This window comes from Aquimarina rhodophyticola (genome assembly GCF_042434915.1).
Classification (GTDB): Bacteria; Bacteroidota; Bacteroidia; order Flavobacteriales; family Flavobacteriaceae; genus Aquimarina.
In genome coordinates, this window is the sequence record NZ_CP170198.1 from 1,589,224 (window position 1) to 1,615,574 (window position 26,351).

The 26,351-nt window shown below is 33.5% G+C and carries 17 protein-coding genes; 6 read left to right on the forward strand and 11 right to left on the reverse strand.

The annotated features are described in order from the left end of the window. Positions 1–5 precede the first annotated feature (5 nt). On the forward strand, positions 6–2,252 hold the full coding sequence (locus ACE939_RS07010) for an RICIN domain-containing protein (protein ID WP_378188187.1): 2,247 nt from the start codon (positions 6–8) through the stop codon (positions 2,250–2,252). Between the two features lie 587 nt (positions 2,253–2,839). Here ACE939_RS07010 and ACE939_RS07015 read toward each other — a convergent pair. From ACE939_RS07015 to ACE939_RS07040, 6 genes are all read right to left on the reverse strand, one after another. Continuing rightward, a complete protein-coding gene (locus tag ACE939_RS07015; RefSeq protein WP_378188188.1) occupies positions 2,840–3,970 on the reverse strand; it encodes a nuclear transport factor 2 family protein in 1,131 nt (376 codons plus the stop codon). A gap of 110 nt (positions 3,971–4,080) precedes the next feature. Beyond that, a complete protein-coding gene (locus tag ACE939_RS07020) occupies positions 4,081–4,629 on the reverse strand; it encodes a helix-turn-helix domain-containing protein (protein ID WP_378188190.1) in 549 nt (182 codons plus the stop codon). A gap of 1,064 nt (positions 4,630–5,693) precedes the next feature. Then, positions 5,694–6,425 carry a DUF3800 domain-containing protein gene (locus ACE939_RS07025; RefSeq protein WP_378188191.1) on the reverse strand — a complete coding sequence of 244 codons (732 nt, stop codon included), beginning with the start codon at positions 6,423–6,425 and terminating at the stop codon, positions 5,694–5,696. 658 nt (positions 6,426–7,083) lie between these two features. Then, the gene (locus tag ACE939_RS07030) at positions 7,084–7,941 is read right to left on the reverse strand and encodes a mechanosensitive ion channel family protein (RefSeq protein WP_378188193.1); all 858 of its coding nucleotides are present in this window, start codon (positions 7,939–7,941) and stop codon (positions 7,084–7,086) included. Positions 7,942–7,947: 6 nt separating this feature from the next. Next, on the reverse strand, positions 7,948–10,614 hold the full coding sequence (locus ACE939_RS07035; protein WP_378188194.1) for a DNA gyrase/topoisomerase IV subunit A: 2,667 nt from the start codon (positions 10,612–10,614) through the stop codon (positions 7,948–7,950). Positions 10,615–10,638: 24 nt separating this feature from the next. Next, positions 10,639–12,495: a DNA topoisomerase IV subunit B gene (locus ACE939_RS07040; RefSeq protein ID WP_378188196.1), complete on the reverse strand. Its 1,857-nt coding sequence runs from the start codon at positions 12,493–12,495 to the stop codon at positions 10,639–10,641. A 254-nt stretch (positions 12,496–12,749) separates the two neighbouring features. Here ACE939_RS07040 and ACE939_RS07045 point away from each other — a divergent pair, with 254 nt between their 5' ends. Next, positions 12,750–13,289, forward strand: a complete 540-nt coding sequence (locus tag ACE939_RS07045; RefSeq protein WP_378188198.1) for a hypothetical protein — start codon at positions 12,750–12,752, stop codon at positions 13,287–13,289. A gap of 72 nt (positions 13,290–13,361) precedes the next feature. Here ACE939_RS07045 and ACE939_RS07050 read toward each other — a convergent pair whose 3' ends face one another. Then, positions 13,362–15,236, reverse strand: coding sequence for a peptidase M61 (locus ACE939_RS07050; protein ID WP_378188199.1), 1,875 nt, complete (start codon positions 15,234–15,236; stop codon positions 13,362–13,364). Positions 15,237–15,389: 153 nt separating this feature from the next. Here ACE939_RS07050 and ACE939_RS07055 point away from each other — a divergent pair, with 153 nt between their 5' ends. Further along, positions 15,390–16,160, forward strand: a complete 771-nt coding sequence (locus ACE939_RS07055; RefSeq protein WP_378188202.1) for an alpha/beta fold hydrolase — start codon at positions 15,390–15,392, stop codon at positions 16,158–16,160. Between the two features lie 14 nt (positions 16,161–16,174). Here the strand turns inward: ACE939_RS07055 and ACE939_RS07060 are convergent, their stop codons facing one another. Both ACE939_RS07060 and ychF read right to left on the reverse strand, forming a co-directional pair. Next, entirely contained in the window at positions 16,175–18,364 is a 2,190-nt protein-coding gene (locus tag ACE939_RS07060) for an ATP-binding protein (RefSeq protein WP_378188203.1), read from the reverse strand. A 232-nt stretch (positions 18,365–18,596) separates the two neighbouring features. Next, entirely contained in the window at positions 18,597–19,691 is a 1,095-nt protein-coding gene (ychF, locus tag ACE939_RS07065) for a redox-regulated ATPase YchF (RefSeq protein WP_378188204.1), read from the reverse strand. A 293-nt stretch (positions 19,692–19,984) separates the two neighbouring features. On the opposite strand from ychF, the gene ACE939_RS07070 reads away from it, so the two are divergent. After that, positions 19,985–22,840, forward strand: coding sequence for a TonB-dependent receptor domain-containing protein (locus ACE939_RS07070; RefSeq protein ID WP_378188205.1), 2,856 nt, complete (start codon positions 19,985–19,987; stop codon positions 22,838–22,840). A 76-nt stretch (positions 22,841–22,916) separates the two neighbouring features. Here ACE939_RS07070 and ACE939_RS07075 read toward each other — a convergent pair whose 3' ends face one another. Together ACE939_RS07075 and ACE939_RS07080 are read right to left on the reverse strand one after the other, a co-directional pair. Beyond that, positions 22,917–23,564: a hypothetical protein gene (locus tag ACE939_RS07075; protein WP_378188206.1), complete on the reverse strand. Its 648-nt coding sequence runs from the start codon at positions 23,562–23,564 to the stop codon at positions 22,917–22,919. Positions 23,565–23,669: 105 nt separating this feature from the next. Further along, positions 23,670–24,020 (reverse strand): 4Fe-4S dicluster domain-containing protein, encoded by a 351-nt coding sequence (locus tag ACE939_RS07080; RefSeq protein ID WP_378188207.1) that lies wholly within the window; start codon positions 24,018–24,020, stop codon positions 23,670–23,672. A gap of 66 nt (positions 24,021–24,086) precedes the next feature. On the opposite strand from ACE939_RS07080, the gene ACE939_RS07085 reads away from it, so the two are divergent. After that, the gene (locus tag ACE939_RS07085; protein WP_378188208.1) at positions 24,087–25,145 is read left to right on the forward strand and encodes an acyl-CoA reductase; all 1,059 of its coding nucleotides are present in this window, start codon (positions 24,087–24,089) and stop codon (positions 25,143–25,145) included. 124 nt (positions 25,146–25,269) lie between these two features. After that, positions 25,270–26,334: a 3-phosphoserine/phosphohydroxythreonine transaminase gene (serC, locus tag ACE939_RS07090; protein WP_378188209.1), complete on the forward strand. Its 1,065-nt coding sequence runs from the start codon at positions 25,270–25,272 to the stop codon at positions 26,332–26,334. Positions 26,335–26,351: the final 17 nt, after the last annotated feature.

The window sequence follows — 26,351 nt, forward strand, 5'->3', positions numbered from 1 at the left end:
AAATCATGAAATTTAAATTCTATTTAATTGCATTTTTAGCATTATTCTCAACAATTCTTACTGCTCAAACCACCAATAAAATTCCAGCTTTTCCAGGAGCAGAGGGATTTGGACGATATACTACTGGAGGTCGAGGTGGTAAAATCATATACGTGACTAACCTAAAGGATAGCGGTACTGGAAGTTTAAGAGATGCCGTTAAAGCAAGCGGACCAAGAACTGTGATCTTTAAAGTCTCGGGAACGATTACATTAAATTCTAGTATTAAAATTAGTAATGGAGATATTACCATTGCTGGTCAAACTGCCCCTGGTGATGGTATTTGTTTGAAAAATTATTCTTTAGTTATAGACGCAGATAATGTAATTATAAGATATATGCGTTTTCGTATGGGAGATGAAGCAAAACATGAAGGTGATGCCTTAGGCGGAAGATTCCATAAAAACATCATTGTTGATCACTGCTCAATGAGCTGGTCTACAGATGAGTGCGTGTCTATATACAATAATGAAAACACCACCTTACAATGGTGTATTATTTCTGAAAGTCTTCGTAATTCTGTTCACGGTAAAGGTGCACATGGATATGGAGGTATCTGGGGTGGAAAGAAAGCTTCATTTCACCACAATTTATTAGCTCATCACGACAGTCGTAATGCGAGATTTGGTGAACAAGCTGGTACGGCATTTGCGCTAACCGATCTTGTTGATATTAGAAATAACGTGGTTTATAACTGGGGTCATAACAGTGCTTACGGTGGAGAAGCTATGAACATTAATATTATTAACAATTACTATAAACCTGGGCCTGCCACAAAAGCAACAAATGGAAGTAATGCCAAACGAGGCCGCATTTTTTCTATTGATAAAAATAAAACCAAAGGCACAGCAGTTTACGATACATGGGGTAAATTTTTTATAGATGGAAACTATGTTGACGGACATGAAGATGCTACAAATGATAATTGGAAACATGGTGTCTACAATCAGTTTCATGGATCCTATAGCTCATATTCTAACAGTTGTAAAGATAGTAATGGAAATACTATATCCTGTGAATATTCAATCCCCGTTTCGTCATCTGATAAAGAGCGAATGCGCATAACTACTCCGCATCAAGGAGAGAATCATATAACTACCCATACTGCCAAAGAGGCTTTTAACGCTATTCTTGCACATGGAGGTGCATCTTTAAAACGAGATCCAATAGATAGCCGTATTGTGAGTGAAGCCAAAAATGGGACCTACACCTTTACTGGTTCTAATGGAAGTAAAAATGGTATCATTGATACCCAAAGTGATGTGGGCGGATGGCCAACGTACAACTCTGTTACTGCCCCTACAGATTCTGATGGTGACGGAATGCCAGACTCATGGGAATCATCACGAGGATTGAACAGTAATGATGCTTCAGACGGTGTGGCGTATACTTTAAGTACAATCTACACAAACGTTGAGATCTATATAAACAGTCTGGTTGCCTCAATTACTACAAATCAAAATGCCAATGGAGTAGCTAATTATACGGATCCTGATGGCGCAATTGAATCTGATACTTATACGGTGATTACAAATAGACATAGCAAAAAAAATATTGATGTGTCAGAAAGATCAACTTTGGACAACGCAAATATTATTCAATGGGAATCCACAGGTGCTCAAAATCAAAAATGGAAAATTGAAGATGCTGGTGATGGTTATGTATACCTTAAGGTAGAAAGTAGTGGTAAATGTATGCGTGCTGCAAATGGAAATGTCTTTCAATTTACGTGTAACGAGGGTTGGTGGAGTGAGATGTTCAAGATAGATGAAGTTGCAGAAGGTTACTATACCATCAAAAGTAGAAGTACAAATATGTGCTTACGTGTTTCAAATTCTTCAGATGTAAATGGAGCCAATATTGTACTTTACAGATGTAATAGTAGTTATTGGAGTCAACAATTTAGCCTTTCTAACATCCTTACATCGTATTCATCGATGACTGCAACGAGTCAACGAACGGTTGATAGTAGTAGCATTATACTGCATTCTAATCCTGTAAAAGATAATATTCTTAAGATTGAGTATCTTAACACAGCTCAAAAAGAAAACATTCTAGAGGTATATAACAACTCAGGAAAACTCGTGTTATCTAATACTATTCACAACGGGATAAACCACATTAATACAACGCAATTACGAGCGGGATTATATTTTATCAAAACTTTGGATAATCCATCGAATCAACATATTAAAGTTATCATTCGCAAATAAGTTTTAAAATTTAAAAGATAATTTGAATGGATTGTTTCACATAAGCATGAAACAATCCATTTTTTTTGCTACTTACAATATTATTATCCATTTCTTTGAATGATGAAGGTCGGTTAAAAAACCACCATCTTAAGTTACTAATTTACCTTAGCTAAGCCACTAATAAAAACAAGCACTTAACTCTGGTTAAAATAATTGTATTTAGGGATAGTCTTAGATAAACTTGTATTGAATTATCATACAAATATTAACTATTGGTATCCTTAGTATGTACCCTCAAAACTGCAGAGATAATGGGAAATAATGTTGCTATTAAATAAGCTTACGAAGAGAAATAGGCATCCCTAAACCTTCTTCTATACATCGCTTTTGAACAGTCTTTTTTAGGCCATATTTCATTTTGAATTCCTTAAAGGGAACAGATATCTATACATAGGTACAAATATGAATATGGGTATCTAAAATAGTAATTACTCGAACCTTGACATTGCTAAGCAGTTCGTTTTATCTTTTTAAAGGACTTGTGCAACGGTTACTGGTATTAGCCGCTGGCAATACTTTTTAGATTTTAGAAAAATGCTTGTATTTTAATTGGTTCTTTTTCGATTATTTAAATTTTCAATTATTTTGAATGCAACATCTTTGGATGATAAATAATTTTGTCCTGTTATTAAATTTCCATCGACTTCAATGTGAGAATTGTTTCTTGGTGAGAATTTAAAAATAGCACCTCGATCTTCTAATGTTTTCTGTATTAGAAACGGAAAATGTGCGAAATATTCTGCATCTTTCTTTTCAAATGAATCTGGATACCCACTTACTACTTTATTTTTAAATAAGTATTTGCCATCACTAGTTTTGAGATTTACAACTCCCGCTGTCCCATGACATACGGAAGATATAATTCCGTTGTGCTGTTCATAAATAGTCATTGATATTTTTTGAATTTCTTTATTTTCAGGAACTCCAAACATTGCAGCACCCCCACCTATGTAATGTACTGCTTTATAATTATGCGCAATGATTTCGTCAGGCTTATATGTGTTTTTCAAGGCGTACATAAAATCTGGATTATATAAATATTTAATAGCTAAGGAGTCCGAAGTATCAATATATGAAAGAGGGATAGTGCCACCTTTCGGGCTCACAAAATCTACAGTAAAACCTGCTTCTTTAAAAGTATCATAGGCATTTACTAGTTCAGAGAAGCTATTGCCTGTAGGAATATCAGATTTTCCATAATATGCTGCATTTGAAACTATAAATAGAATCTTATCTGCTACGGTTGTAGTATTTTTTTTATCTTTTGTAGCAGCTTTACTAATAATTTTCCATTCATTCTCTATTTTTTTTAAAAGAAACAAGTCTATATATCTTGAATTAACCTCTGGAAATAATATTTCTACCTTTGCAGTAGCAATTGTATTGTTATAGTCTATTGATATTATATTACCGATTCTACCATTGAACTCCCCCTGCTTTTTATTTTCGTACCAGCTTTGGTATTTTTTAATAGAAATTATCCATAATTCTTCTTCCTTGCTATCTAAAAAGAGATTTGCTTTAGAGTAAAATGCTTTTTGAATAAGTTCGGGTTGATTGTAAGATGTGCCATTAACATAATTTAAAAGGGTATTTCTAATTTGATGTTCTTCAGTTTGTCCGTAAGAGTATAAGCTAAAAAAAATCAGACCAAATACTAAGAAAGGATGTTTCATAAAAATTGAATTTTGTTTTGACTGCAATTTTAGTTGAAACATTTACGTATGTTATACTAGAAATATACTTTAAAACTCCTAATGTATATATTTGGAGTATAGAATACAGACTATTTATCGTTGTATTTTGAAGGCGTAGTATTCGTTATCTTTTTAAATGCCGAATAGAACGTGCTGTTCGAATTAAACCCACACTCTTCAGCAATTGTTTCAATTTTTAAATAAGGCTTTGTTTTTATAAGCTGTATAGCTTCTTCAATTCTATACTCATTAATAAATTGAGAAAAGCTTTTATTTAGATTGTTATTTAATAATTGTGATAATAATTGTGGGCGAATATTAATTTTTTTAGCTAAAACAGGCATTGTTATGTTTGGGTTCTTAAATAACTCTTCATCGATTATTATGGATTTGATTTCTCCCAATAATCGATTAGCTTCCGTTACTTTTATTTGAACATTTGCATACTTTTCTTTTTTTGCTGAAATGATAAATTCTTTTTTCCTTTTGTAATAAAGCATTAACCCTGACAAATAAAAAATAAAAGAAAATGATAATGCTCCTAAAAGGTATGACGTGTACGATGCCGTATTATATGCCGTCCATATGATTAAAACCCCAAAGAACACACTAAAAATCCAAACCTCATTATATCTCAACTTTTCATTTTTGGACAGTAATTTTCGAATAATATTTTTTAATAGAAATGCAGATATCAAGATGTAAACAAACCATTGAAAATTAATGATGTAATAAAAATAGTTAATCCAAAGGTCTATATTTTTTTGATATGGATATAATATCCCTACACTTATGATAAGTGTTAAAAGGAAAAATAACTGAAAGTATAAAAACCTTATGGATTCTTCAGGTTTTAGAACCTTAGATTTAATGTAGAAATATAAAAATGGTCCTATAAGAAAACAAGCAGATAATCCTATTTGCAGGTATGTTTTAGAAAGCTCGGGATTAAAATAGAAAAATAAAGATTTCCAAACCCGAATACTTAACACGATAAGTAATCCACCTAAAAAGTAATTTGATTTATTCCTAGGCCTAGCAAAAAACAGAAAGTAGATGCTTATTACAATGCTATTAAAAGCACCTAAAGCACTAAAAAAAAATATTAATTTGTTATCTAAATTCAATTTATTTCGTAATTTTTTGAGCTTGTGGCGTAGCGTAGTGCCTGATAGCGCTACTCCTATTTGTATCTGTTAAAGATATAAATATTCTAGAACTATCAGTGCATCCTTTATCAAACCGTACGTGAACTTTTCACTCATCCGACTTGATTTTTTGAAAATTCATAGCTTCAGCAGATCCCACACAAGAACAATTGCATGCTATTCTTCAGAGTGAACAGCCAATTACTCTGGTGGGATTCTCACCCACTGGACAAACACAGCTTCATGGTACACTAATGTGTTTGTGTAAGGTTAGTTGCTTATAAAAAGACACTAACTTTTCGGATAAACAAAGAATCAAATTTTCATATTTTGTTTTTAATTTATCATTTTTTAAATACCAAATTAAATTTGGTAGATATTATAAATATACAAAAACCTCTCAGAAAGCCTACAAAAGCTATGTTCTATACACGTTATTGTGTTTTCTTACTTTGCTTTTTTTGGTTAATACGTATATAGTATGTATATTTGTCTTCGGATTGGGCTTTTCCCGGTCGGCATTTTTCCTCGGTCTTTACTGGGGATTTTGTTTTTTATGGGAATACTTTATAACCAAATTTCTTGTTTTTTATTATATCATAAGCTCTATTTACTTGATTTGGTCTTAAATATTTCAGACCAATTGGTCTAGCTGTTAGATCAGCTAACTGTAATCCACTAGAATTCGTTTTTTTGTCAGAGATTAAAAATTTATATGCCATTTTGCCAAAGTTTATATTTTTATATCCGAACTGTTGATTTTCAGTACAAATTCTCAAAAATTCAAGTTCTAAATCTTTGTCTTCATTATTTCCCCTTTTTTCAAAAATCAAAGAAATTTCTTTTCCTTCTTGACCGTCATATAATAGTATTTGATTTAGCTTTTCTAAACCGAAGCGTAAACCTAAATAATAAGGGTTAAAAGGCTTATTGTATTTCGACATAAGTTTTCTTTTATCAATAACTATGGGAACAATCTGAAAAGGAATATTTTCGATAATTTTTGATAAATCTGACATAAAGCTTTCTCTTAATTCTCTGTTAGTTCGCAAAAACTTAAAAGGCTCTTTATTCTTTCTTATATCTATTTCGTGTAGAACTATTTGGTCGTGTCCAAAATACTTAAATTTAAAACGTTGAAGTTCTGGAACTGCTTGTTCTATGTAATTAGATATTTTAAAACAACAAAAAGTCAATACAAATATTGGGTAATTATTGTCAATATTTTTCAATCCGTGGTCTCCTGATTCATCTACATAAACAATATAGTCTCCTTTTTCTGTCATAAATTTTAGTCTCTATTCATATTTTCGAGCTTATTGTCAACAATGTTATATTGTCACCTATGATAACTATATTTCTCTTTTACAAACACTACCCTTGGGATACTAAGTGGGGTTGGTAGTGGGTTTTATTAGTACTAAACTACATAATTTATTATATATAAACTACGTAAGGATCCAACAGATTTTAAAACCCTTCAGGACAAGGGCGGCAACATTTCCCACCTCTGGGAAAGCTTCCTGACAAGTGCGGCAACGTTTCCCACCTTCGGGAAAGTTTCCTGACAAGTGCGGCAACATTTCTCACCATCGGGAAAGCTTCCTGAAAAGTGCGGCAACGTTTCCCACCTCTGGGAAAGCTTCCTGACAAGTGCGGCAACTTTCCAAGCAGTGGTGGCAAGGGTTTAGCAAAATATGTGCTTTGCTAAATAATGAAACTATACCGTATTTTTATCGTTTTTTACTAGTTTAAACAGGTGTTGTTTGCTTTGAAGCTTTTATTGTTTGTTCACCTAGATACCTAACGGGAGAGATATTTAACTAGCTTATGGATACTATAATCATAAAAAAAAGCAAACAGTACTAACCATTTGTAGATTCTATTTTTTGCCCCTTATCTCAGGCTGCCTCTTAAGGTTTCTAACGGATCAAAAACTTGTGGCTATTGAATGATTTTGCGTAAAGGTATTGGCATCTCAATACCTTCGGCTATAAAACGTTTTTGTACAGCCTCTTTAAGGTCGCATTTCATCTTAAACTCCATAAAGGGATCTGATATCCATACATAAGCTCTTATTTGAATATACGTATCAAAAACTTCGATAACACGCACCTCTACATCACTTACTGTCTTATTTTCAATCTCAAAGTTCGTTCGGTTATCAAAGTATAAGGATAATTTTCGGGCCTCTTCTTGAATAATAATTCTAGTCTTATCAATATCTGCGAATAATCCTATCTTAAAATTATTAAAACTCAATATTTTAGAGTTACGAATATTATGATTAAGTACAGATTCATTGCTAATTACAGAGTTAGGAATGATTAATAGCTTATTTTCAAACGTACGAATAACAGTTTGTCTCAAATTAATATCTTCGACAATTCCTAAGCGTTCTTCATCAAGTTTTATATAATCCCCTACTCTGAAGGGTTTAAAAATAACAATAAAAATACCAGCAATAATATTGGCTACAGCCGCCTGTGCTGCAAAGGCTATAACCGCTGCTAATATCCCTGCTCCAGAAAAGATATAGGTTGCTTTTTCTCTAAGGCCAGGAACTGTTAGAACTATAATAAAAATACCTAAAAGAAAGAGCAACAAACGAAGTGCATTCTTAAAAAATTTGATTTGGGTAACTCCTCGTAATGCTTTATTCTGTCTGTAATACAAGAATTTACCAAGTATAAAACCTAAAATTAATGATACTGCCCAGCATATTAGCAGTACTGCCAAACTATAGAGCAATGTACCCTCTACGGTGGATACATCTATGTATTTTTGAAGAAACTTTTCCATCAAAAATTAAAATAAGGTTGTTTGTGCCTCATCATCATTTTCTTCCCCCTTGGTATCTGGAGTAGATTTTTCTTTATCGGGTGTCACTGGTACCTCATCGTTAACCTCGATATCCTCTGGTTTTATAGGTTCTGGTTCTTCAAAAGGTATAGGCGCTAATAAGTTAAGTTGTTTCACCTTTTCAGTTGTTAATTGATTCCCCAACGCTTTGATTCCTTTTATCGAAATAAATTCTTCTAATTCAATTTGATCACTTGGTTTTTGCTCCTTACCCCTTATTTTATTATACACTATCTCCACCTGAGGTTTGTAATCTGTTGATAGAATTTCCAATTGCGTCTTGGGATGTTCGGTTACAAAAACTTCCTCTTTTTCTGGATTTTCTATTAAGAAACGTTTTACAAAATATCGCTCTTTTTCTCCGTCCCAATAAATGGCAGAAACTGGTTTTTTGGGCTTCCACTTCTCTAAAACAATCATATCAGAATCAAAGTGAGCGGTAATCTCGGGGACTATCGTTTTTGCAACACCCCGTTGATTAATAATTAATAAGCGATCCTCTCCTCTAAACTCTCCTAACAACTCCCCTCTACCATCTACATTGAGTCGCTGCACTGTCTCATCAAACCAAATTTTTCTTGGCTTTAAAGTTGAAACTCCTTGCTCTTTTAATTCAATTCGTTTAATATTATACTTGGTCACGATATTACCCTTAACCCCTCGTCCTTTAATTAAAAGATCGGCAAAATCGAGATCAAATTTTAATTTTTTGATACTTCCCGCCTGTCTTAAATGAATGGTTACAACCTCGGCTTCTCCATTGGGATTTGCAGAAAAGTAGGATAGTTTAGAATTCTTTTTACCCTGTGTTATATCATACTCTTTATCTCGAGTAATACTGGTTACTGCAAAACGTTTTACGTAGGATGCACCGCCCTTACCATCTTGATAGATGATATTATAGATCGTACGTTTATCCTTTTTCTTAAACACCGCTACATGGATAATATCTTTACCTATAAAGGTTTTGGCATCTACCCGAGTGACCATCATTTTACCCTCTGCAGTAAAACAGATTACATCATCAATATCTGAGCAATCTGCAACATATTCATCTTTACGCAATGAGGTTCCTACGAAGCCCTCTTCTCTATTTACATAAAGCTTTGTATTTCTAATGATAACCTTGGTAGCTTCGATATCATCAAAAATTCTTATTTCTGTTTGTCGTTCACGATCTTTACCATAGGTTGTTTTTAATCGTTTAAAGTGATCTATCGCGTATAGTACTAAATTATCCAGATGATGCCTTATTTGAGCTATATCTGCCTCAAGTGCTTCTATTTTTTGTTGCGCCTTATCAATATCAAATTTTGAAATTCTTTTTATACGTATTTCGGTCAATCGTACGATATCCTCTTCGGTAACTGCTCTTTTTAAGTGTTTGATATGAGGCTTCAAGCCTTTATCTATTGCATTTATAACACCTTGCCAGGTTTCCTCCTCCTCGATTTCTCGATAGATTCTATTCTCAATAAAAATTCGTTCCAACGATGCAAAGTGCCATTGTTCTTGCAACTCATTAAGTTGGATTTCTAATTCACTTTTAAGCAATTCTACAGTATGATCAGTAGAACGACGCAGCATCTCTGACACGCCTATAAAATTAGGACGGTTATCTTCAATTATACATCCTAAGGGTGAAATTGAGACTTCGCAGTTAGTAAAAGCGTACAAAGCATCAATAGTTTTATCAGGTGAAATTCCGCCAGGGAGGTGCACTAATATTTCGACTTTTGCTGCGGTATTATCTTCTATTTTTTTAACCTTAATCTTTCCTTTTTCATTCGCCTTTAAAATAGAATCTATCAAAGAACTTGTAGTAGTCGAAAAAGGAATTTCATTGATTACAAGGGTGTTTTTATCCAATTGGGATATTTTTGCACGAACTCGCACTTTACCTCCTCGCTGTCCATCATTGTAATTGGTGAAATCTGCGATTCCCGCTGTAGGAAAATCTGGTAAAATTGTAAATTTCTTTCCTTGTAAGTGCTTTATAGAGGCGTCAATAAGTTCTATAAAGTTATGTGGTAGTACTTTTGTGCTTAACCCCACCGCAATACCTTCGGCTCCTTGAGCTAGTAATAAAGGAAATTTAATAGGTAAATTAATAGGCTCTTTTTTACGCCCATCGTATGAAAGTTGCCAATCTGTAATCTTTGCATTATACACGACATCCAACGCAAACTTGGATAAACGTGCTTCGATATATCGAGCTGCTGCTGCACGGTCACCAGTTAAAATATTACCCCAGTTACCCTGCATATCGATTAATAGATCTTTTTGACCTATCTGTACCATAGCATCCGAGATACTCGCATCTCCATGCGGGTGATATTGCATGGTATGCCCTACGATATTAGCTACTTTATTATAGCGGCCATCATCTAGATCTTTCATCGAGTGTAAAATACGACGCTGTACAGGTTTAAGTCCATCCTCGATTGCTGGTACGGCGCGTTCTAAAATTACATAAGAGGCATAATCCAAAAACCAATCTTTGTACATGCCAGAGACTTTGGTAATAACTTCTTGTGGCTCGTGTTGGGGTTCTTGGTTCTCTGCCGGAGTATTTTCTAACGGATCAGATTCGTTTTCCTTATCTGTATTCATATAAATTTAGGGATTCACTTAAAATTATAGTTCTTCAATTGTATCCAATTCTACCTTGAGATTATCGATAATAAATTCCTGTCGATCAGGAGTATTTTTACCCATATAAAAAGATAGCAATTCTTCTATAGTTTGTTCTTTGTCTAGCATTACAGGATCCAAACGTATATCATCACCTATGAAATGTACGAACTCATCTGGAGAAATTTCACCTAATCCCTTAAAACGAGTAATCTCATGTTTTCCGGCTAATTTACTTATGGCATCACGCCGTTCTTGTTCAGAATAACAATAAATAGTTTCTTTTTTATTTCGTACTCGGAATAAAGGTGTTTGTAATATATAAAGATGTCCTTCTTTAATAAGCTCTGGGAAAAACTGTAAGAAAAATGTGATCAATAAGAGTCGTATGTGCATACCATCTACATCGGCATCGGTGGCTATCACAATATTGTTATAGCGCAAATCCTCCATAGATTCCTCAATATTGAGCGCTGCCTGCAATAGATTAAACTCTTCATTCTCATAAACAATTTTTTTGCTCATGTTGTAGCAGTTAAGCGGCTTTCCTCTTAAACTAAACACCGCTTGTGTGTTAACGTCTCTAGATTTGGTTATCGAACCACTAGCTGAATCCCCCTCGGTTATAAAAAGTGTACTTTCTAGATTACGATCTTTTTTACTATCGGTTAAGTGGACTCTACAATCCCTAAGTTTTTTGTTATGTAAACTAGCTTTTTTTGCACGCTCTTTGGCTAATTTTCGAATTCCTGAAAGATCTTTACGTTCTCGCTCTGCTTGCAAAATCTTGCGCTGTAATTGCTCTGCAGTAGCCGAATTTTTATGTAGATAATTATCTAGCTTTGTTTTTAAGAAATCATTGATAAAGGTACGAACCGTTGGCAAACCATCTCCCATATCGGTAGATCCTAATTTTGTCTTGGTCTGGCTCTCAAAAACAGGTTCGGTTACTTTAATGCTAATAGCAGAAACAATAGACTTACGAATATCACTCGCTTCATAATTTTTACCGTAAAACTCGCGAACAGTTTTGACAACTGCTTCTCTAAATGCTGCTTGATGCGTTCCTCCTTGTGTAGTATTTTGACCGTTTACAAAAGAATGGTACTCTTCACTGTATTGGGTTTTACTATGGGTAATAGCAACTTCTATATCATCACCTCTAAGATGAATAATATCGTACAGTCGATCCTCTTCTCCTATACTCTCTGAAAGTAAATCTTTAAGTCCGTTTTCAGAAAAGAATTTTTCACCGTTAAAAATAATGGTTAACCCTGGATTGAGATACACATAATTTTTAAGCATTTTGGCTACATACTCTGCGCGGTACTTATAATTTTTAAAAATGGAATCATCGGGGATAAAAGAAACTTTGGTTCCTCGTCTTCTCGAAGTTTCTTCAAGGGTATCTCTATTAATTAAGTTTCCTTTTTCGAACTCGGCAGAGGCTGATTTTCCTTCTCTCGTAGACTCTACTCTAAAAAAGGATGATAAAGCATTAACAGCTTTGGTTCCTACTCCGTTTAATCCAACCGATTTCTTAAAAGCTTTGCTGTCATATTTTCCTCCTGTATTCATTTTGGATACAACATCAACGACTTTACCCAAAGGAATTCCACGACCATAATCTCGCACAATCACTTTTTCTCCTTGGATTGAAACGTCTATAGTTTTTCCTCCTCCCATGACAAATTCGTCAATAGAGTTATCCAATACTTCTTTTAATAAAATGTAAATACCATCATCTGCAGAGGAACCGTCACCTAACTTACCAATATACATCCCAGGACGCATACGGATGTGTTCTTTCCAGTCAAGAGATCGAATGTTATCTTCTGTATACTTCGTTTCGTTGCTCATAAATTTTGGGTAGAATGCTTGCTAAGATAAGACTTCACCTACAAATTTAAAACTTGCTAATTACAAAGTAATTAACAATTATAAATCCGACATTGTTGATTAATTGATTTACAGATTCTTACCCATATAACTTGATTACCATACTTCGTATTTCAATTGTATAGCTTTTCTCTGATTACTACCAATGAATTGTATGAAATTTTGGTATAAAAATTGTTTCTTATATTTACAAATTAATTTAAAAAAGTTTTATGATGATCAAAAAATTTCCCAAATCTTTTCTGATACTCTTCACATTTGCCCTAAGCTTACTAGCTTGTGATGCAGTAGATGATTTATTGACCTTTACAATTACAGACGATATTGATTTTGAAGTATCCTCAGGAATTCCAATTTCTACTCCCTTTGAAATAAGTACTCCGCCCGTTGAGAGTAATTCAAAAAGTGAATTTGAAAATAATAATAGTCGAGTTGATTTAGTTAAAGAAATAAAGTTAAAATCTTTAAATCTGGCCATTACCTCGCCTGAAGGAAAGACCTTTAGTTTTTTAAAATCAATCAAAATTTTTATTTCGGACAGCAATGATAAAAATGAAATTGAACTTGCTTCACTAGACACGGTTCCAGAAGATGCCAAAACAATTTCGTTAGAAACAACTAATACTGCTCTAGATGCGTATGTAAAAGGTTCTTCATACAATTTACGTACCGAAGTAGTTACTAGAGAAACTCTTACAGAAACAGTTGCAATAAATGCAGAAATGAAATATCAAGTTACGGCAGATCCACTATAGTGTATTAAAATATACCGTAAAAAGCAAACTCGTGAACAATTATCACGAGTTTGCTTTTTTATAAATCTATGACTATCCTTTTAACCAAGCATTTCTTAGTGCGTGTTGTTTCTCTGTACCATTTTTATTTAATGTTATCTTTTTACCCTGAGTATATGATTTGACCAATTTAGTTTCGACAACCACTTCTTCTCCTCCTCTATTCAATACTACTTTTATAGGATCACCTTCTTGCCATTGTAAGGAGCCTCTAAGCACCATATTTGCATTTTGCAAAGTAAGGGGTTCATCATTTACAGAAACGATAAGATCGTTAGGTAATACTCCGTTATCCGCCCAAAAGCTGTTATCCACCACTAATTCATTAAAATAAATAGCGTCTTTATCTGTATCCCCAGCTACAATGAGAGCTCCTGCATTTTGTATATAGTTTGTTTCGACCTTGCTTGAAAAAATTGTTAAACCGACTTTTTCTAAAAATGTTTCGTAGTTAATAGCTGTAGTGCCCTGAACGTGATCGTTTAAAAACGTTTCGATTGATGGATACGTCATTTTAGATATTTCTGTTAGTAAATCATCATCTTTAAACGGTTTTTCCTTTCCATATTTATTAGATAATTCTTTCATAAGAGACAAAATACCTCTATCCCCATTGCTAGCCTCGCGCATTAATATATCAATACACATACCTATCAAAGCTCCTTTTTGGTAAACATTAATATAATTAGCCGCATAAGGGTTCTCCAGGATATTTTCGCTCATTACTGTAAAACTCATGGTATCATTAAAACTCTTTGAAGAAGTCATCTTATCTAAGATTTTCTCATAAAATTCACTTTCTGAGACCAACCCTTGCTGTACTTGAAATAAAGTTGCAAAATATTCGGTTACCCCTTCATACATCCATAAATGTTTAGAGAAGGTTGGATTGTTATAATCGAAATAATGAACGTCTTCAGAATGAACACTAAGCGGTGTCACAATATGAAAGAATTCATGAGAAACCACATCAATCATAGCACTAGCTAAAGCTTCGTTAGGCATCTGTTCTGGCAATACCACCACGGTAGAGGTATGATGCTCTAAAGCACCGAAACCAGTTGGTGCTGTATCTGATCCCGAAGATAAATATAAATAAATATCATATCTAGGTGTACTATCTATATCACCCAGATATGCTTTTTGAGCTTTCATCATTTTGAATACAGTTTCTTTTATAGCTTTTGCCGTATGTACGTTGTTTGGAGAATATACACTCAATACGATTTTAATATCTCCAACCTTAAATTCTTCAACATCTAAGGCTCCATACATCATAGGATTATCTGTTATCTCAAAATAACGATTCGCCATATAGGTGTCAACCATTGTGTTATCATCTTTAAGTATAGAACTCGTTAGTGGTAATGCCGAAGTTTTTAGAACTGTACTTGGTCTATGCACATTTAAACTATATTGATTGGTTTTTAACTTATCAAAGTATCCTATGAAACCGTGTAAGTTTAAGACAAAGTTATCTGGCTCGATATTAGTACCCGACGGTGAGAAAGGAGTTTTTTGAGAAGTCTGTTCTATATCGTAGGTATCGTTAACAAAATATTGAATTACATCTAATTGCTGTGCATTTTGTATTTGCCATGAATTGGTATCAATTTTGGTAACTACTATTTCTTTACCTGTATAATCTAAAGCTTTAAAGTTTTCGATAAAAGATCCAAAATTACTTATTGCATATGTACCTTGTACGACTTTTGGCAATCGATAGGTAATCGTATCTTGTATAAATCTTCCTGGATTTATCGTTACTAACACCTTATCTTCTTGTACATTTACCAAATCAATAGAAGTTACAATCGGTGTATTTATAGCCAAATCATTATTTTGTTTAGTCGTTCCACACCCATACAATAAAATTGACATACATGCGGTAGCTATTATTTTTTTCATAAAACCTATCTTAATAAAATTTGTTACGTTAGCGTTCATTTTTATCCTTATATTACTACTCTATTGGACGCTTGACTTATAGTAGTGTTACAGCAAACAGTGTAAAAAAAGGTTTTTTCTTCAATATTTATTATAATTTTGAGAATTTAATCCATGCAACACTTAATAATTGACAATATTGCTATAGCCGTACATATTTCTCCATCCTTTGATGCCACCAAAAAAACGTTAGTATTTCTACATGATTCTTTAGGTTGTATTGAGCTATGGCGAGATTTTCCAGAACAATTAGCTCAACTAACAAACTGTAATGCAATAGTATACGACAGACAGGGCTACGGAAAATCTGACCCAGCAATTATAGATTCGAGAGATCGCGATTATTTAACAAAAGAAGCTCATACTCTTTTTAAAATACTTAACTCCCTGCATCTAAAATCTTGTATTTTATTTGGCCATAGTGATGGTGGTAGTATTGCGCTACTAGCAGCTGCTATCTATCCTAATACATTTGAAGCTATAATTACCGAAGGAGCGCATGTATTTGTAGAAGATAAAACGCTAGATGGAATTATAAGGGCAAAACAAGCCTATAAAACAACATCTTTAAAATCCAAATTAGAAAAGTATCATGGCTCAAAAACTAATAGTGTTTTCAAATTATGGACAGAGACTTGGTTATCAAAAGATTTTAAAAAATGGGATATCACGGGATATTTGAAAAAGATTCAATGTCCTACGCTAGTAATACAAGGTTATGATGATGAATATGGAACCGAACATCAAGTAATGGCAATTATCAACATGCATCCTTTACAAAATGCTGAAGCTTATATGATCCCAAAAACAGGACATTCGCCACATAAGGAGTGTCCAGAATTAGTGCTACTTAAAGTTCAACAATTTATATCCAAGATAAGCTAAACATTGTATACATTTTAAGGCAGTAGGTTTTTGGCTATAATATTTTTTAAATCATTTTTGTTAAGTGGTTTGTTTATGACATCGTTCATTCCAACCGCTAGACAATCCTCTCTAATCTCCTCTAATTCTGATGCGGTAAGTGCTACAATTGGCGTAGATTGGTCAAACTCACGAATTCTTTTGGATGCTTCGATCCCATTTAAATAAGGCATATTAAGATCCATCAGGACCAGATCAAAATCCTCTTTCTTCATCATTTGTAACGCATTAAAACCGTTCTCAACAATAGTACAATCATAGCCAATAAGATTTAAAAGATTTTTTGTAACTATTTGATTGATTTTATTATCCTCGGCAATCAAAATGCGACGATATACCTCGGTCACACCATTTTCACTATTATAATGACTGTTTTTTGACTCTTCATAAATGATATGAAGCTTTAAGTCAAAATAAAATCGTGTTCCTCTACCTTCTTTACTATCTAGATGAATACTACTATCCATCATTTGGACTAAATTTTTCACTATTGAGAGACCCAAACCAGTCCCTTCTAATTTATTCGATTCACGGTTGACTTGCGAAAATTTTTCGAACACATAGTCTTGTTTACTTTCTGGTATACCCAATCCATTATCTTCTACTTCAAAACGGAGGTGCACCTGGTCATCATTGGTATCTATCATTTTAATACGTAACCAAATTTTGCCATTCTCTGTAAATTTTATAGCATTACCTATTAGGTTAATTAATATTTCTGATAATCTTAAAGAATCTACATCTATAGTTTCGGGAAGGTTGCTAGGACTTTCTAAAATAAGTTCGGTATGTTTACTTAGTGCTTGGTATTCTAATGAATTTAAAATATTTTGACACAGTTTGAATATATTCGTAGGAGTATTTGCTAACTTAATATTTTTTGCCTCTATCTTACTAATTTGCAAAACATTATTAATCAAATTAAGTAGATAATCTCCCGAAAATTTTAACGAACTTAGAAGCTTTTTATGCTTTTCTAACACATCATCCTCTTCTAATAACAAGGATGTGATCCCTACTACTCCATACAAGGGCGTACGCAATTCATGACTTACTGTTGAGATAAATTGAGATTTTATGCGAGTCAACTCTTCGGCTTTGGTTTTTGCTGTGATCAATTCTTTGTTTTTATTTTTGAGAACATCACTTAACTTTTTCTTGGCATGATATCCTCTATAAAAAAAGAAAACTGCTCCCAATAAAAACACCAATGCAATCCCTGAAACTATATTTATAAATCTATTATTTTTGGCAATGCGCGTTTGATAGTCTTTTTCTTTTTTGGTTCGTTCAAGTTCTTGTTCATATTCTTCTACCTCAAATCCAGCTTTGGCAGTTTCTATTTGTTTAAGCTGTTCTTTGGTATATAATTGATCTTTGTATGCTTGATATGCCTTAATATCAGAATACGCACTATCCATCATATTTAACGCCCTATATAATTCGGCTCTTCCTTCATAAATATAAGACATCTCAAGTAACATTTCATTTTCTTTGGCCATGGTTAAAGCCAGTGTAAAATGATGTTTTGATTTTTTTAAATCATTTTTATATAAGTAATACTTTCCTTTTAAAAAATTCACACCACAATAAGCCTCCATATCCTTTGTAACTAATAACAAATCATCTGCTTCCATCAAATAAGGATAGGCTTCTTCATATTTATTAACATCAATATAACTCCACGCAAGATTGATCACTGGAGGTAAATACTCATATGGATCATCTAAAATTTTTCCTATCTCGACGGCTTTCAAATAGTAGGTAACAGCTTTAGATAAATTTTTATAACCATCAGAGAAGACATTACCTAATCCATTAACTGACCATAAGGTTAGAATAGAGTCATTGGCTAATTCTGCAAATTCTAATGCTTTTCGAAAATTTTTTTCAGCATTTTCGTAATCTGCTAAAATTTGATAATTATACCCCATTAAATAATGAGCATGCCCTTTGTAGTAATGACTGTTTATTCGGTTAGAATATTTGGCAGCTTGAATGGCATGTTCAAGGGATTCTTTAATCTTATATTGATAAGAAAGTTGACTAGATTTTTCAATCAATTGTTGTAAGCTATCATTATGAAGATGACCCACAGGTTTTTGACCTAATAACAAATAGATGTTAGTATTAATACAAAGTAATAAGAGTAATATTTTTTTCAATATGTAAGCCCTTTGAGTGATAAGTAATGATTTAAAACAATAATTATTTAGAGTGATTTTTTACCTAACCAAATTAAAGATATTGGTTATAACATTAATATGCCAATAAAACTAAAATTAATTAACTATTAATAGTTTTTTCACTAAATAACTAAATTTTCTGTATTAAATTAATAAAGCTAATGTGAATTACATTAGCTTTATTAACAGTCTTAAAACGTATTTTGTTTGTTTAAACATTAAATAGAAAATGCATTACATCCCCATCATCTACTACATATGATTTACCTTCTACTCCTAATTTACCAGCTTCTCTAGCTTTTGCTTCACTACCATAGGTTATAAAGTCATCGTATTTAATAACTTCTGCTCTAATAAAACCTTTTTCAAAATCTGTATGAATTACTCCTGCTGCTTGAGGTGCTGTAGAACCTATCGGAATAGTCCATGCACGAACCTCTTTGACACCAGCCGTAAAGTAGGTTTGTTGATTTAATAATTTATAAGCAGCTCGTATCAAAACCGAGGCTCCAGCTTCCTCTAGTCCCATATCTTGTAAGAACATTTGTCGTTCGTCAAAATCTTCTAACTCGGTTATATCGGCCTCTGTAGCGACTGCTAGTGTAATCACCTCTGCATTTTCTTTGGCGACTGCTTCTTTTACTTTGGTTACAAGATCGTTGCCGTCAACTGCAGAATTTTCATCCACATTACAAACATATAATACTGGTTTATCGGTAATAAATTGTAAGGGCTTGACAAAAGCTTCATGATCATCCTCTGATACATCAATAGCTCGAATGGATATCCCTGCCTCCAAACCATTTTTTAACTTTAACAAAACTGCCTCTTCTTTTTGTGCCTCTTTATTACCAGTTTTTGCAGCTCTCTTTATTTTATCTAACTTTTTATCTAACGTTTCAAGATCCTTTAATTGTAACTCTATATCTATCGTTTCTTTATCCCGTATTGGATCTACAGAACCGTCTACATGTACAATGTTATCATTTTCAAAGCATCTTAATACATGAATAATTGCATCTGTTTCTCTGATATTACCCAAAAATTGATTACCTAATCCTTCACCTTTACTAGCTCCTTTTACTAATCCTGCAATATCAACAATCTCTACAGTTGCTGGCAATACCCTTTCTGGGTTCACTAAAGCTTCGAGTTTTTCTAATCTCGGATCTGGTACATTTACTACACCTATATTAGGTTCTATTGTACAAAATGGAAAATTAGCACTTTGCGCTTTGGCATTAGACAGACAATTAAATAATGTAGACTTACCTACATTGGGTAATCCAACAATTCCAGCTTTCATAAAATTCAATTAATTTTAGATCAAACGATCTAATTTTTGACCGCAAAGATAATGTTATTAAAAGCAACTAAGCAATAGGTACACTTACTTTAATACAATGTAATTGACACAAATATTTATAGCCGCCAAAATTTTATTATAAAGCCAAAAGATTAATTATAAATTGATTCAGCAATCAAGATAAAACTGTTAAATGCGGTAAAACCGTAAAAAATTATCAGGCTAAATGTTAAAAAAGTATGGTTTTAAGGTATATTTGCCGAAAAGGACTAATTTTTTTTAAAACACTTTACATGAAACAACTCACACTAATCTTATTTACATTACTTACCTCTGTCAGCTTTGCTCAGCAAACTGTAACAGGTACGGTCAAAGATGTCGATGGTGCTTTACTTCCAGGAGTAAACATTATCGAAAAAGGAACTAATAATGGCTCAACTACCGATTTTGACGGAAAATATAGCATCGAAGTTCCTACAGATGCTATTTTAGTTTTTAGTTATGTCGGATTTACCTCGAAAGAAGTTCCTGTTAACTCAAAAACCACCATTAATATTGTTATGGACAGTGGTGCTCAACTAGAAGAGGTTTTGTTAGTAGGTTCTCGTGCATTACCTAGAAGTAATACCACATCTTCACTACCAATTGATGTGCTACCAGCAAAAGAATTAGCCTCGACTGGGCAACTTACTTTTGACAAAGCTTTACAGTATAAAATACCATCATTTAATACAGTCCAAACCCCTGTTAATGATGCTACATCGCTATTAGATCCTTATGAAATTCGGAATATGGGTCCTAGTAGAACATTAATTCTTATCAATGGAAAACGTAAGAACTTAAGTTCACTACTATACACACAAACTTCTCCAGGACGTGGAGAAACGGGTTCTGACATCTCTGCCATTCCAACTGATGCTATTAAACGTGTTGAAATATTAAGAGATGGTGCCTCTGCACAATATGGATCGGATGCCATTGCGGGTGTGATGAATATAATCTTAAAAGATACCGATGATGAAGGCTCTGTTACGCTTAGATCAGGTATAACCTCTGAAGGTGACGGAGAAACTATTGGCGTTAGCGTAAATAATGGCACCTCTATAGGAACCGAAGATAACGGCTTTTTTAATTATACAATAGATTTTGCTAAAACAAATTTAGCAAATCGTCCTGGCACTGTAGATGCAGAAGGTGAAGCGATAGATTTTGAAGCAGATATTAATGATGTACAAAACTTTTTAAATGCCTATCCCGATGCCAATAATGTAAATGGTTCTCCAGAAAATGCAGCTGCTAAATTTTTAATTAATGGTGGTTACGATCTTAATGAGGCTTCTTCTATTTATATGAATGCTGCTTATGTGTATAAAAAGGTAAATAGTTTTGCTAATTATAGAACTCCATATTGGAGGCCTGCAACTGGCGATACCGAATATTTATCAGATTTCTTTCCCAATGGTCCTAATGGACGATATATCGGTTATGCGCCTACATTTGAGGGAGATTTAAATGACTACAATGCCTCTATTGGCTTTAAAACGAAGAAAAATGGATGGAACTACGATGTGAGCTATACTACCGGTGGTAACTCTCAATCGTATACCGTGAGTAATTCTCACAACAGTAGTAGTGAAAGAAATCCAGATACCTTCTTGGGAGATTTAAATGATGATGGATTAGTTAATTTAACCCCTTTTGATTTAAATAATGACGGAAATATTGATGATAACGAAGGAGTAGAGTTACTTCAAGGAGATTTTAAATACCGTGGCAATAGTCCAATCTCATTTGATCCAGGAGGAACTAAATTTTCTCATCATGTAGGTAACATAGATATAGCTAAACTACTTTCAGATAAAATTAGTGTTGGTTTTGGAGCTGAATTTAGAGCAGAAAAATTTGAGATAATAGAAGGTGATCGTGCATCATGGGAAGGCGGCGGAGCCGATTCTTTTGCAGGAAATAGTCCAGAAAACTCTGGTGAATTTACTCGTTACAACTTTGGAGGCTATTTTGATATTGCTTATGATATTACCGAAGATTTCTTAATCAATGGAACCGTACGTTTGGAGGATTACAGTGATTTTGGCGAAGCTTTTGTATGGAAAGTAAGTTCACGTTATAAATTTTTGGAGGATAAAATCACTCTTAGAGCGTCTGCTTCGACAGGGTTTAGAGCACCAACACTTCACCAAATTTACACACAAAAAGCACAATATAGCTTTGTACCTGGGCAAGGTATTCAAGTTGGAGGACTAATTAATAATGTAAGTCCACAAGCAAAACTTTTAGGTATACCCGAACTAGACGCCGAAAAATCTTTTAACGTTACTGTAGGTTTAGGAGTTAAGGTTAATAGCAATATTAACTTCACAGTTGATTACTACAATATTCAAGTCGAAGATCGTATCGTTTTAAGTACCGAGATTGGACCTACAGCTGTTGATGAAGATAGTGGCGAGAACATTGGGACAACTGCTTTAGACGATGTATTAAGAGACAATAATTTATCTGACGTTAGTTTTTTTGCAAATGCTATCGATACGAGAACGTCGGGTATTGATTTTGTAGCAAATTACAAAAACATCAAATTAGGAACGGGTGATCTTGGTTTTAGCTTGTCTGGGAATTATACAATTGAAAATAAGCGTGATGGAGAGGTAAAGAACCCAGCCTTGGTTGCTGATTCTGGTCAGTCTGTAGTTAATGAAACACAGGAAGCTTTATTTTTTACATCCAGACCTCGTACTAAGTGGATTTTAGGTGCAAATTATGAAATCGGTAAATTTGATTTTTCATTAAATAACACCTATTTTGGTAAAACCACCTTTAGACAACAAGGTTTAGATCAAAACCTTTCAACCGAGTTTATTCCTAAAGTCGTTACGGATCTTGGAATTGGATTTGCTGCTACAGATAAATTTACCATTTCGCTTAATGTTAATAACATCTTGAATGTATTACCTGAGTGGGAATTTGTTTCTTTAAACGCTGCAGGAGATACTATTTTAAACGATCCTGCTCAAGTAAAAACACAATCTAATTTGATTACTTTTAATCAAAGATATTCTCAAATGACCTACGATGGTTACCATTTTAGCCAATTGGGAACTATGTTTACTTTATCGTTAAATTATAAATTATAGTTACTACGATAAAATAGTTTAAAAAAAAGAGCTTCAAAATTAAATTTTGAAGCTCTTTTTGATTAAAATAGTATCCTTATCGTCTGGCATCGTAAACACGATATCTGATCCCAACCCTTGCATATATATCAAAAAACTTACTGCTTTGATCGGTAAGATTATCTATAAAATCATTCATAATCCCAGCATCAATCATAAAATCAAACATCTCTCCTGTAGCTACAGAAAAGCCAGCTCCATATACACCTCCTAGAACAATTTGCTCGTAATCCCGAGTAGAAAGCTTTTGATCCCCATTTTCAACTTTAGCATTTACTCGGAAAGAAGGACCAACTTGGAAAAATGCTCTGAAATTATCCGTATTTTGACCTGTAATAACTCTAAATTTTGGTGAGAAACCAATCTGTAATGCTCTAAAACTATCTCCTTCATTATAAGAAACACTTAAAGTCTCATCGTTAACTAGAATACTATTAACACCTGATTCTGCAAAAGTACTTCGACGTTGCAACGCTTCCAAAGAGAATACAATACTAGTTTTAGCTCGATCATCCAACATATAACCGTAACCTGCATTAATATAAAATCCAGTTCCACGATTTGTATCAATATTATCTAAATTTAATTTTGAAAAGGTTGCTCCGGCTGAAACTTCCCATCGATACTGTGCCGAACTAATTGAAACTATAAAAATCAGACACACAAATAAAATAATCTTTCTCATGACATTTGTTTTATAAAACAATAACGTCAGCGAAAGTACTAAATTTTGAAAAGTAAAAAAAAACCTATCGTTTCCGATAGGCTATTTAATGTCTATTTCTAAATATTATTCATGATGCATAAATGCTTGTTTTTTCAATAAAAACTCTTCAGATTCTACAATATCTTCATCTGGAACACAACAATCAACTGGACAAACAGCCGCACACTGTGGCTCTTCATGAAAACCTTTACATTCTGTACATTTATCTGGTACTATGTAGTAAATTTCATCACTAATAGGTTCTTGAGCTTCTTCTGAGTCAACTTCTTTACCTCCAGGCAACACTACATTGCCACTCAAATCAGTACCATCTGCATATCGCCAATCGTCTGCTCCCTCATAAATTGCGGTGTTAGGGCATTCTGGCTCACATGCACCACAGTTTATACATTCATCTGTTATTATAATTGCCATAGCTCTTTTTTATTCTAAATTTGCAGTACAAAAATAACTCCTATACAAGTGATAAACAAATCAGATATGACTAAAGATGATCGAATAGCTGCTTTTTCTCAATTGGGACAATTTTTAAATCAATTCTCAAACCCCACTCCTATTCGCAATGATGCCATTAAATTTAACGATTCATTTTTTGATAAAATGAAGGTTACTATAGAACAAATGGTACATCATAATGGTTGGTTCACTTTGGATAATGTAACATTCTCTATTAATCAATGGAGCAATTTGTTAACCGAAGATCAACTTAATAATTGGCTACAAACGTATACACTACCAGAGACTGTTTCCAAAAAAGTTGGAATCATTATGGCTGGCAATATACCTTTAGTTGGTTTTCATGATTTTCTATCTGTACTTATTACAGGCAATACGGCAATAGTAAAATTATCTTCACATGATAATTTACTAGTACCCTTAATAAGTGAATACTTAATTGCTATCGCTCCTAAATTTAAAGAACAAATACTTTTTAGTAACGAAAAGCTTACTGGTTTTGAAGCCATTATTGCAACTGGCAGTGATAATACTGCACGTTATTTTGAACATTATTTTGGCAATGTACCCAATATAATTCGCAAGAATAGAAACTCTGTCGCCATACTCACGGGTACTGAGACAGAAGCTGAGTTGCAAGTACTAGGTGAAGATATTTTTACCTATTTTGGATTAGGTTGTCGCAGTGTTTCCAAGATTTTAGTTCCAAATCAATACAACTTTGATTCCTTTTTCAAAGCCATTTATGCATACAATGACATTGTTAATAATGCAAAATATGCTAACAATTACGACTACAACAAAGCTGTTTATTTAATGAGTGAATATAAATTACTTGACAATGGTTTTTTGATGTTGAAAGAAGATACGAGGTATAGTTCACCTATTGCAACTATCTTTTATGAAACTTACGAAGATAAAAACAATCTTAAAACCATGATAGCCAAGGATCGTCATTTATTGCAATGTATTGTTGGCAATCATGAAGAAGCTACAATTCCATTTGGAAAAACACAGCACCCAAAACTTACTGATTACGCGGATGGGAAGGATATTATTGAATTTTTAGCAAATATTAACTAAATATTTTATCACATTGACAATGCATATCTTTTAGATTATTAGCACCTTTGTGAAGAATATTTTACGTACTCAAGTCACGTGGTTATTCATTATAATAATTTACAAACACCATTAAAAACCATTGATGAAAAAGCATAATTTTAGCGCTGGACCCTGTATTTTACCTCAAACCGTATTTAACGAAGCCTCAAAAGCAATTATGGATTTTAATAATTCAGGGCTGTCAATTCTAGAAATATCGCATCGTAGTAAGGATTTTGTAGATGTTATGGAAGAATCGAGAAATTTGGTTCTTGAACTTTTAAATCTTGAAGGTCAAGGCTATAAAGTGCTGTTTCTTCAAGGAGGAGCGAGTCTTCAATTTTTGATGGTAGCTTATAATTTATTAGAAAAAAAAGCAGGGTATCTTAACACAGGTACTTGGAGTGATAAAGCTATCAAAGAAGCCAAACTTTTTGGCGAGGTAATCGAAGTTGCCTCTTCAAAAGACACAAATTTCAACCATATCCCCAAAGGGTATACCATCCCTGATGCTATTGATTATTTACATTGTACTAGTAATAACACCATATTTGGTACACAAATAAAAACTTTTCCAAGTACCAAAGCGCCTCTAATTTGTGATATGAGTAGCGATATATTTTCACGTTCATTAGATTTTTCAAAATTTGACTTAATCTATGCCGGAGCTCAAAAAAATATGGGACCAGCGGGTACCACAATGGTTGTAGTTAAAGAAGATATTTTAGGAAAAGTAACAAGACAAATCCCTTCTATGCTTAATTACCAAACACATATCAGTAAAGCAAGTATGTTTAATACTCCGCCAGTATTTGCCGTGTATACTTCTATGCTTACTATGCGTTGGATCAAAGAGCAAGGAGGTATCACAGCAATGGAAGAAGCAAATGAGAAAAAAGCAAAATTATTGTATTCTGAAATAGATCTTAATCCTTTATTTAAAGGGTTCTCTGCGACTGAAGATCGATCTAACATGAATGCAACTTTTTCTCTTCTTGAAGAAGATTTAAAAGAAACCTTTGACGCAATGTGGAAGGATGCAGGAATTAATGGCATTAACGGACACAGAAGCGTTGGTGGATACCGCGCTAGCATGTATAACGCTTTATCTCTCGATAGTGTTGCAGTCCTTGTCGATGTAATGAGTGACCTAGAGCGTAAGGCGTAAAAAAGATCTAATCTATA

Coding starts and splice junctions, on each gene's coding strand:
- ACE939_RS07010 (WP_378188187.1), top strand. CDS start 6: ATGAAATTTAAATTCTATTTAATTGCATTTTTAGCATTATTCTCAACA.
- ACE939_RS07015 (WP_378188188.1), bottom strand. CDS start 3,970: ATGAAACATCCTTTCTTAGTATTTGGTCTGATTTTTTTTAGCTTATAC.
- ACE939_RS07025 (WP_378188191.1), bottom strand. CDS start 6,425: ATGACAGAAAAAGGAGACTATATTGTTTATGTAGATGAATCAGGAGAC.
- ACE939_RS07030 (WP_378188193.1), bottom strand. CDS start 7,941: ATGGAAAAGTTTCTTCAAAAATACATAGATGTATCCACCGTAGAGGGT.
- ACE939_RS07035 (WP_378188194.1), bottom strand. CDS start 10,614: ATGAATACAGATAAGGAAAACGAATCTGATCCGTTAGAAAATACTCCG.
- ACE939_RS07040 (WP_378188196.1), bottom strand. CDS start 12,495: ATGAGCAACGAAACGAAGTATACAGAAGATAACATTCGATCTCTTGAC.
- ACE939_RS07045 (WP_378188198.1), top strand. CDS start 12,750: ATGATCAAAAAATTTCCCAAATCTTTTCTGATACTCTTCACATTTGCC.
- ACE939_RS07050 (WP_378188199.1), bottom strand. CDS start 15,236: ATGAAAAAAATAATAGCTACCGCATGTATGTCAATTTTATTGTATGGG.
- ACE939_RS07055 (WP_378188202.1), top strand. CDS start 15,390: ATGCAACACTTAATAATTGACAATATTGCTATAGCCGTACATATTTCT.
- ychF (WP_378188204.1), bottom strand. CDS start 19,691: ATGAAAGCTGGAATTGTTGGATTACCCAATGTAGGTAAGTCTACATTA.
- ACE939_RS07070 (WP_378188205.1), top strand. CDS start 19,985: ATGAAACAACTCACACTAATCTTATTTACATTACTTACCTCTGTCAGC.
- ACE939_RS07075 (WP_378188206.1), bottom strand. CDS start 23,564: ATGAGAAAGATTATTTTATTTGTGTGTCTGATTTTTATAGTTTCAATT.
- ACE939_RS07080 (WP_378188207.1), bottom strand. CDS start 24,020: ATGGCAATTATAATAACAGATGAATGTATAAACTGTGGTGCATGTGAG.
- ACE939_RS07085 (WP_378188208.1), top strand. CDS start 24,087: ATGACTAAAGATGATCGAATAGCTGCTTTTTCTCAATTGGGACAATTT.
- serC (WP_378188209.1), top strand. CDS start 25,270: ATGAAAAAGCATAATTTTAGCGCTGGACCCTGTATTTTACCTCAAACC.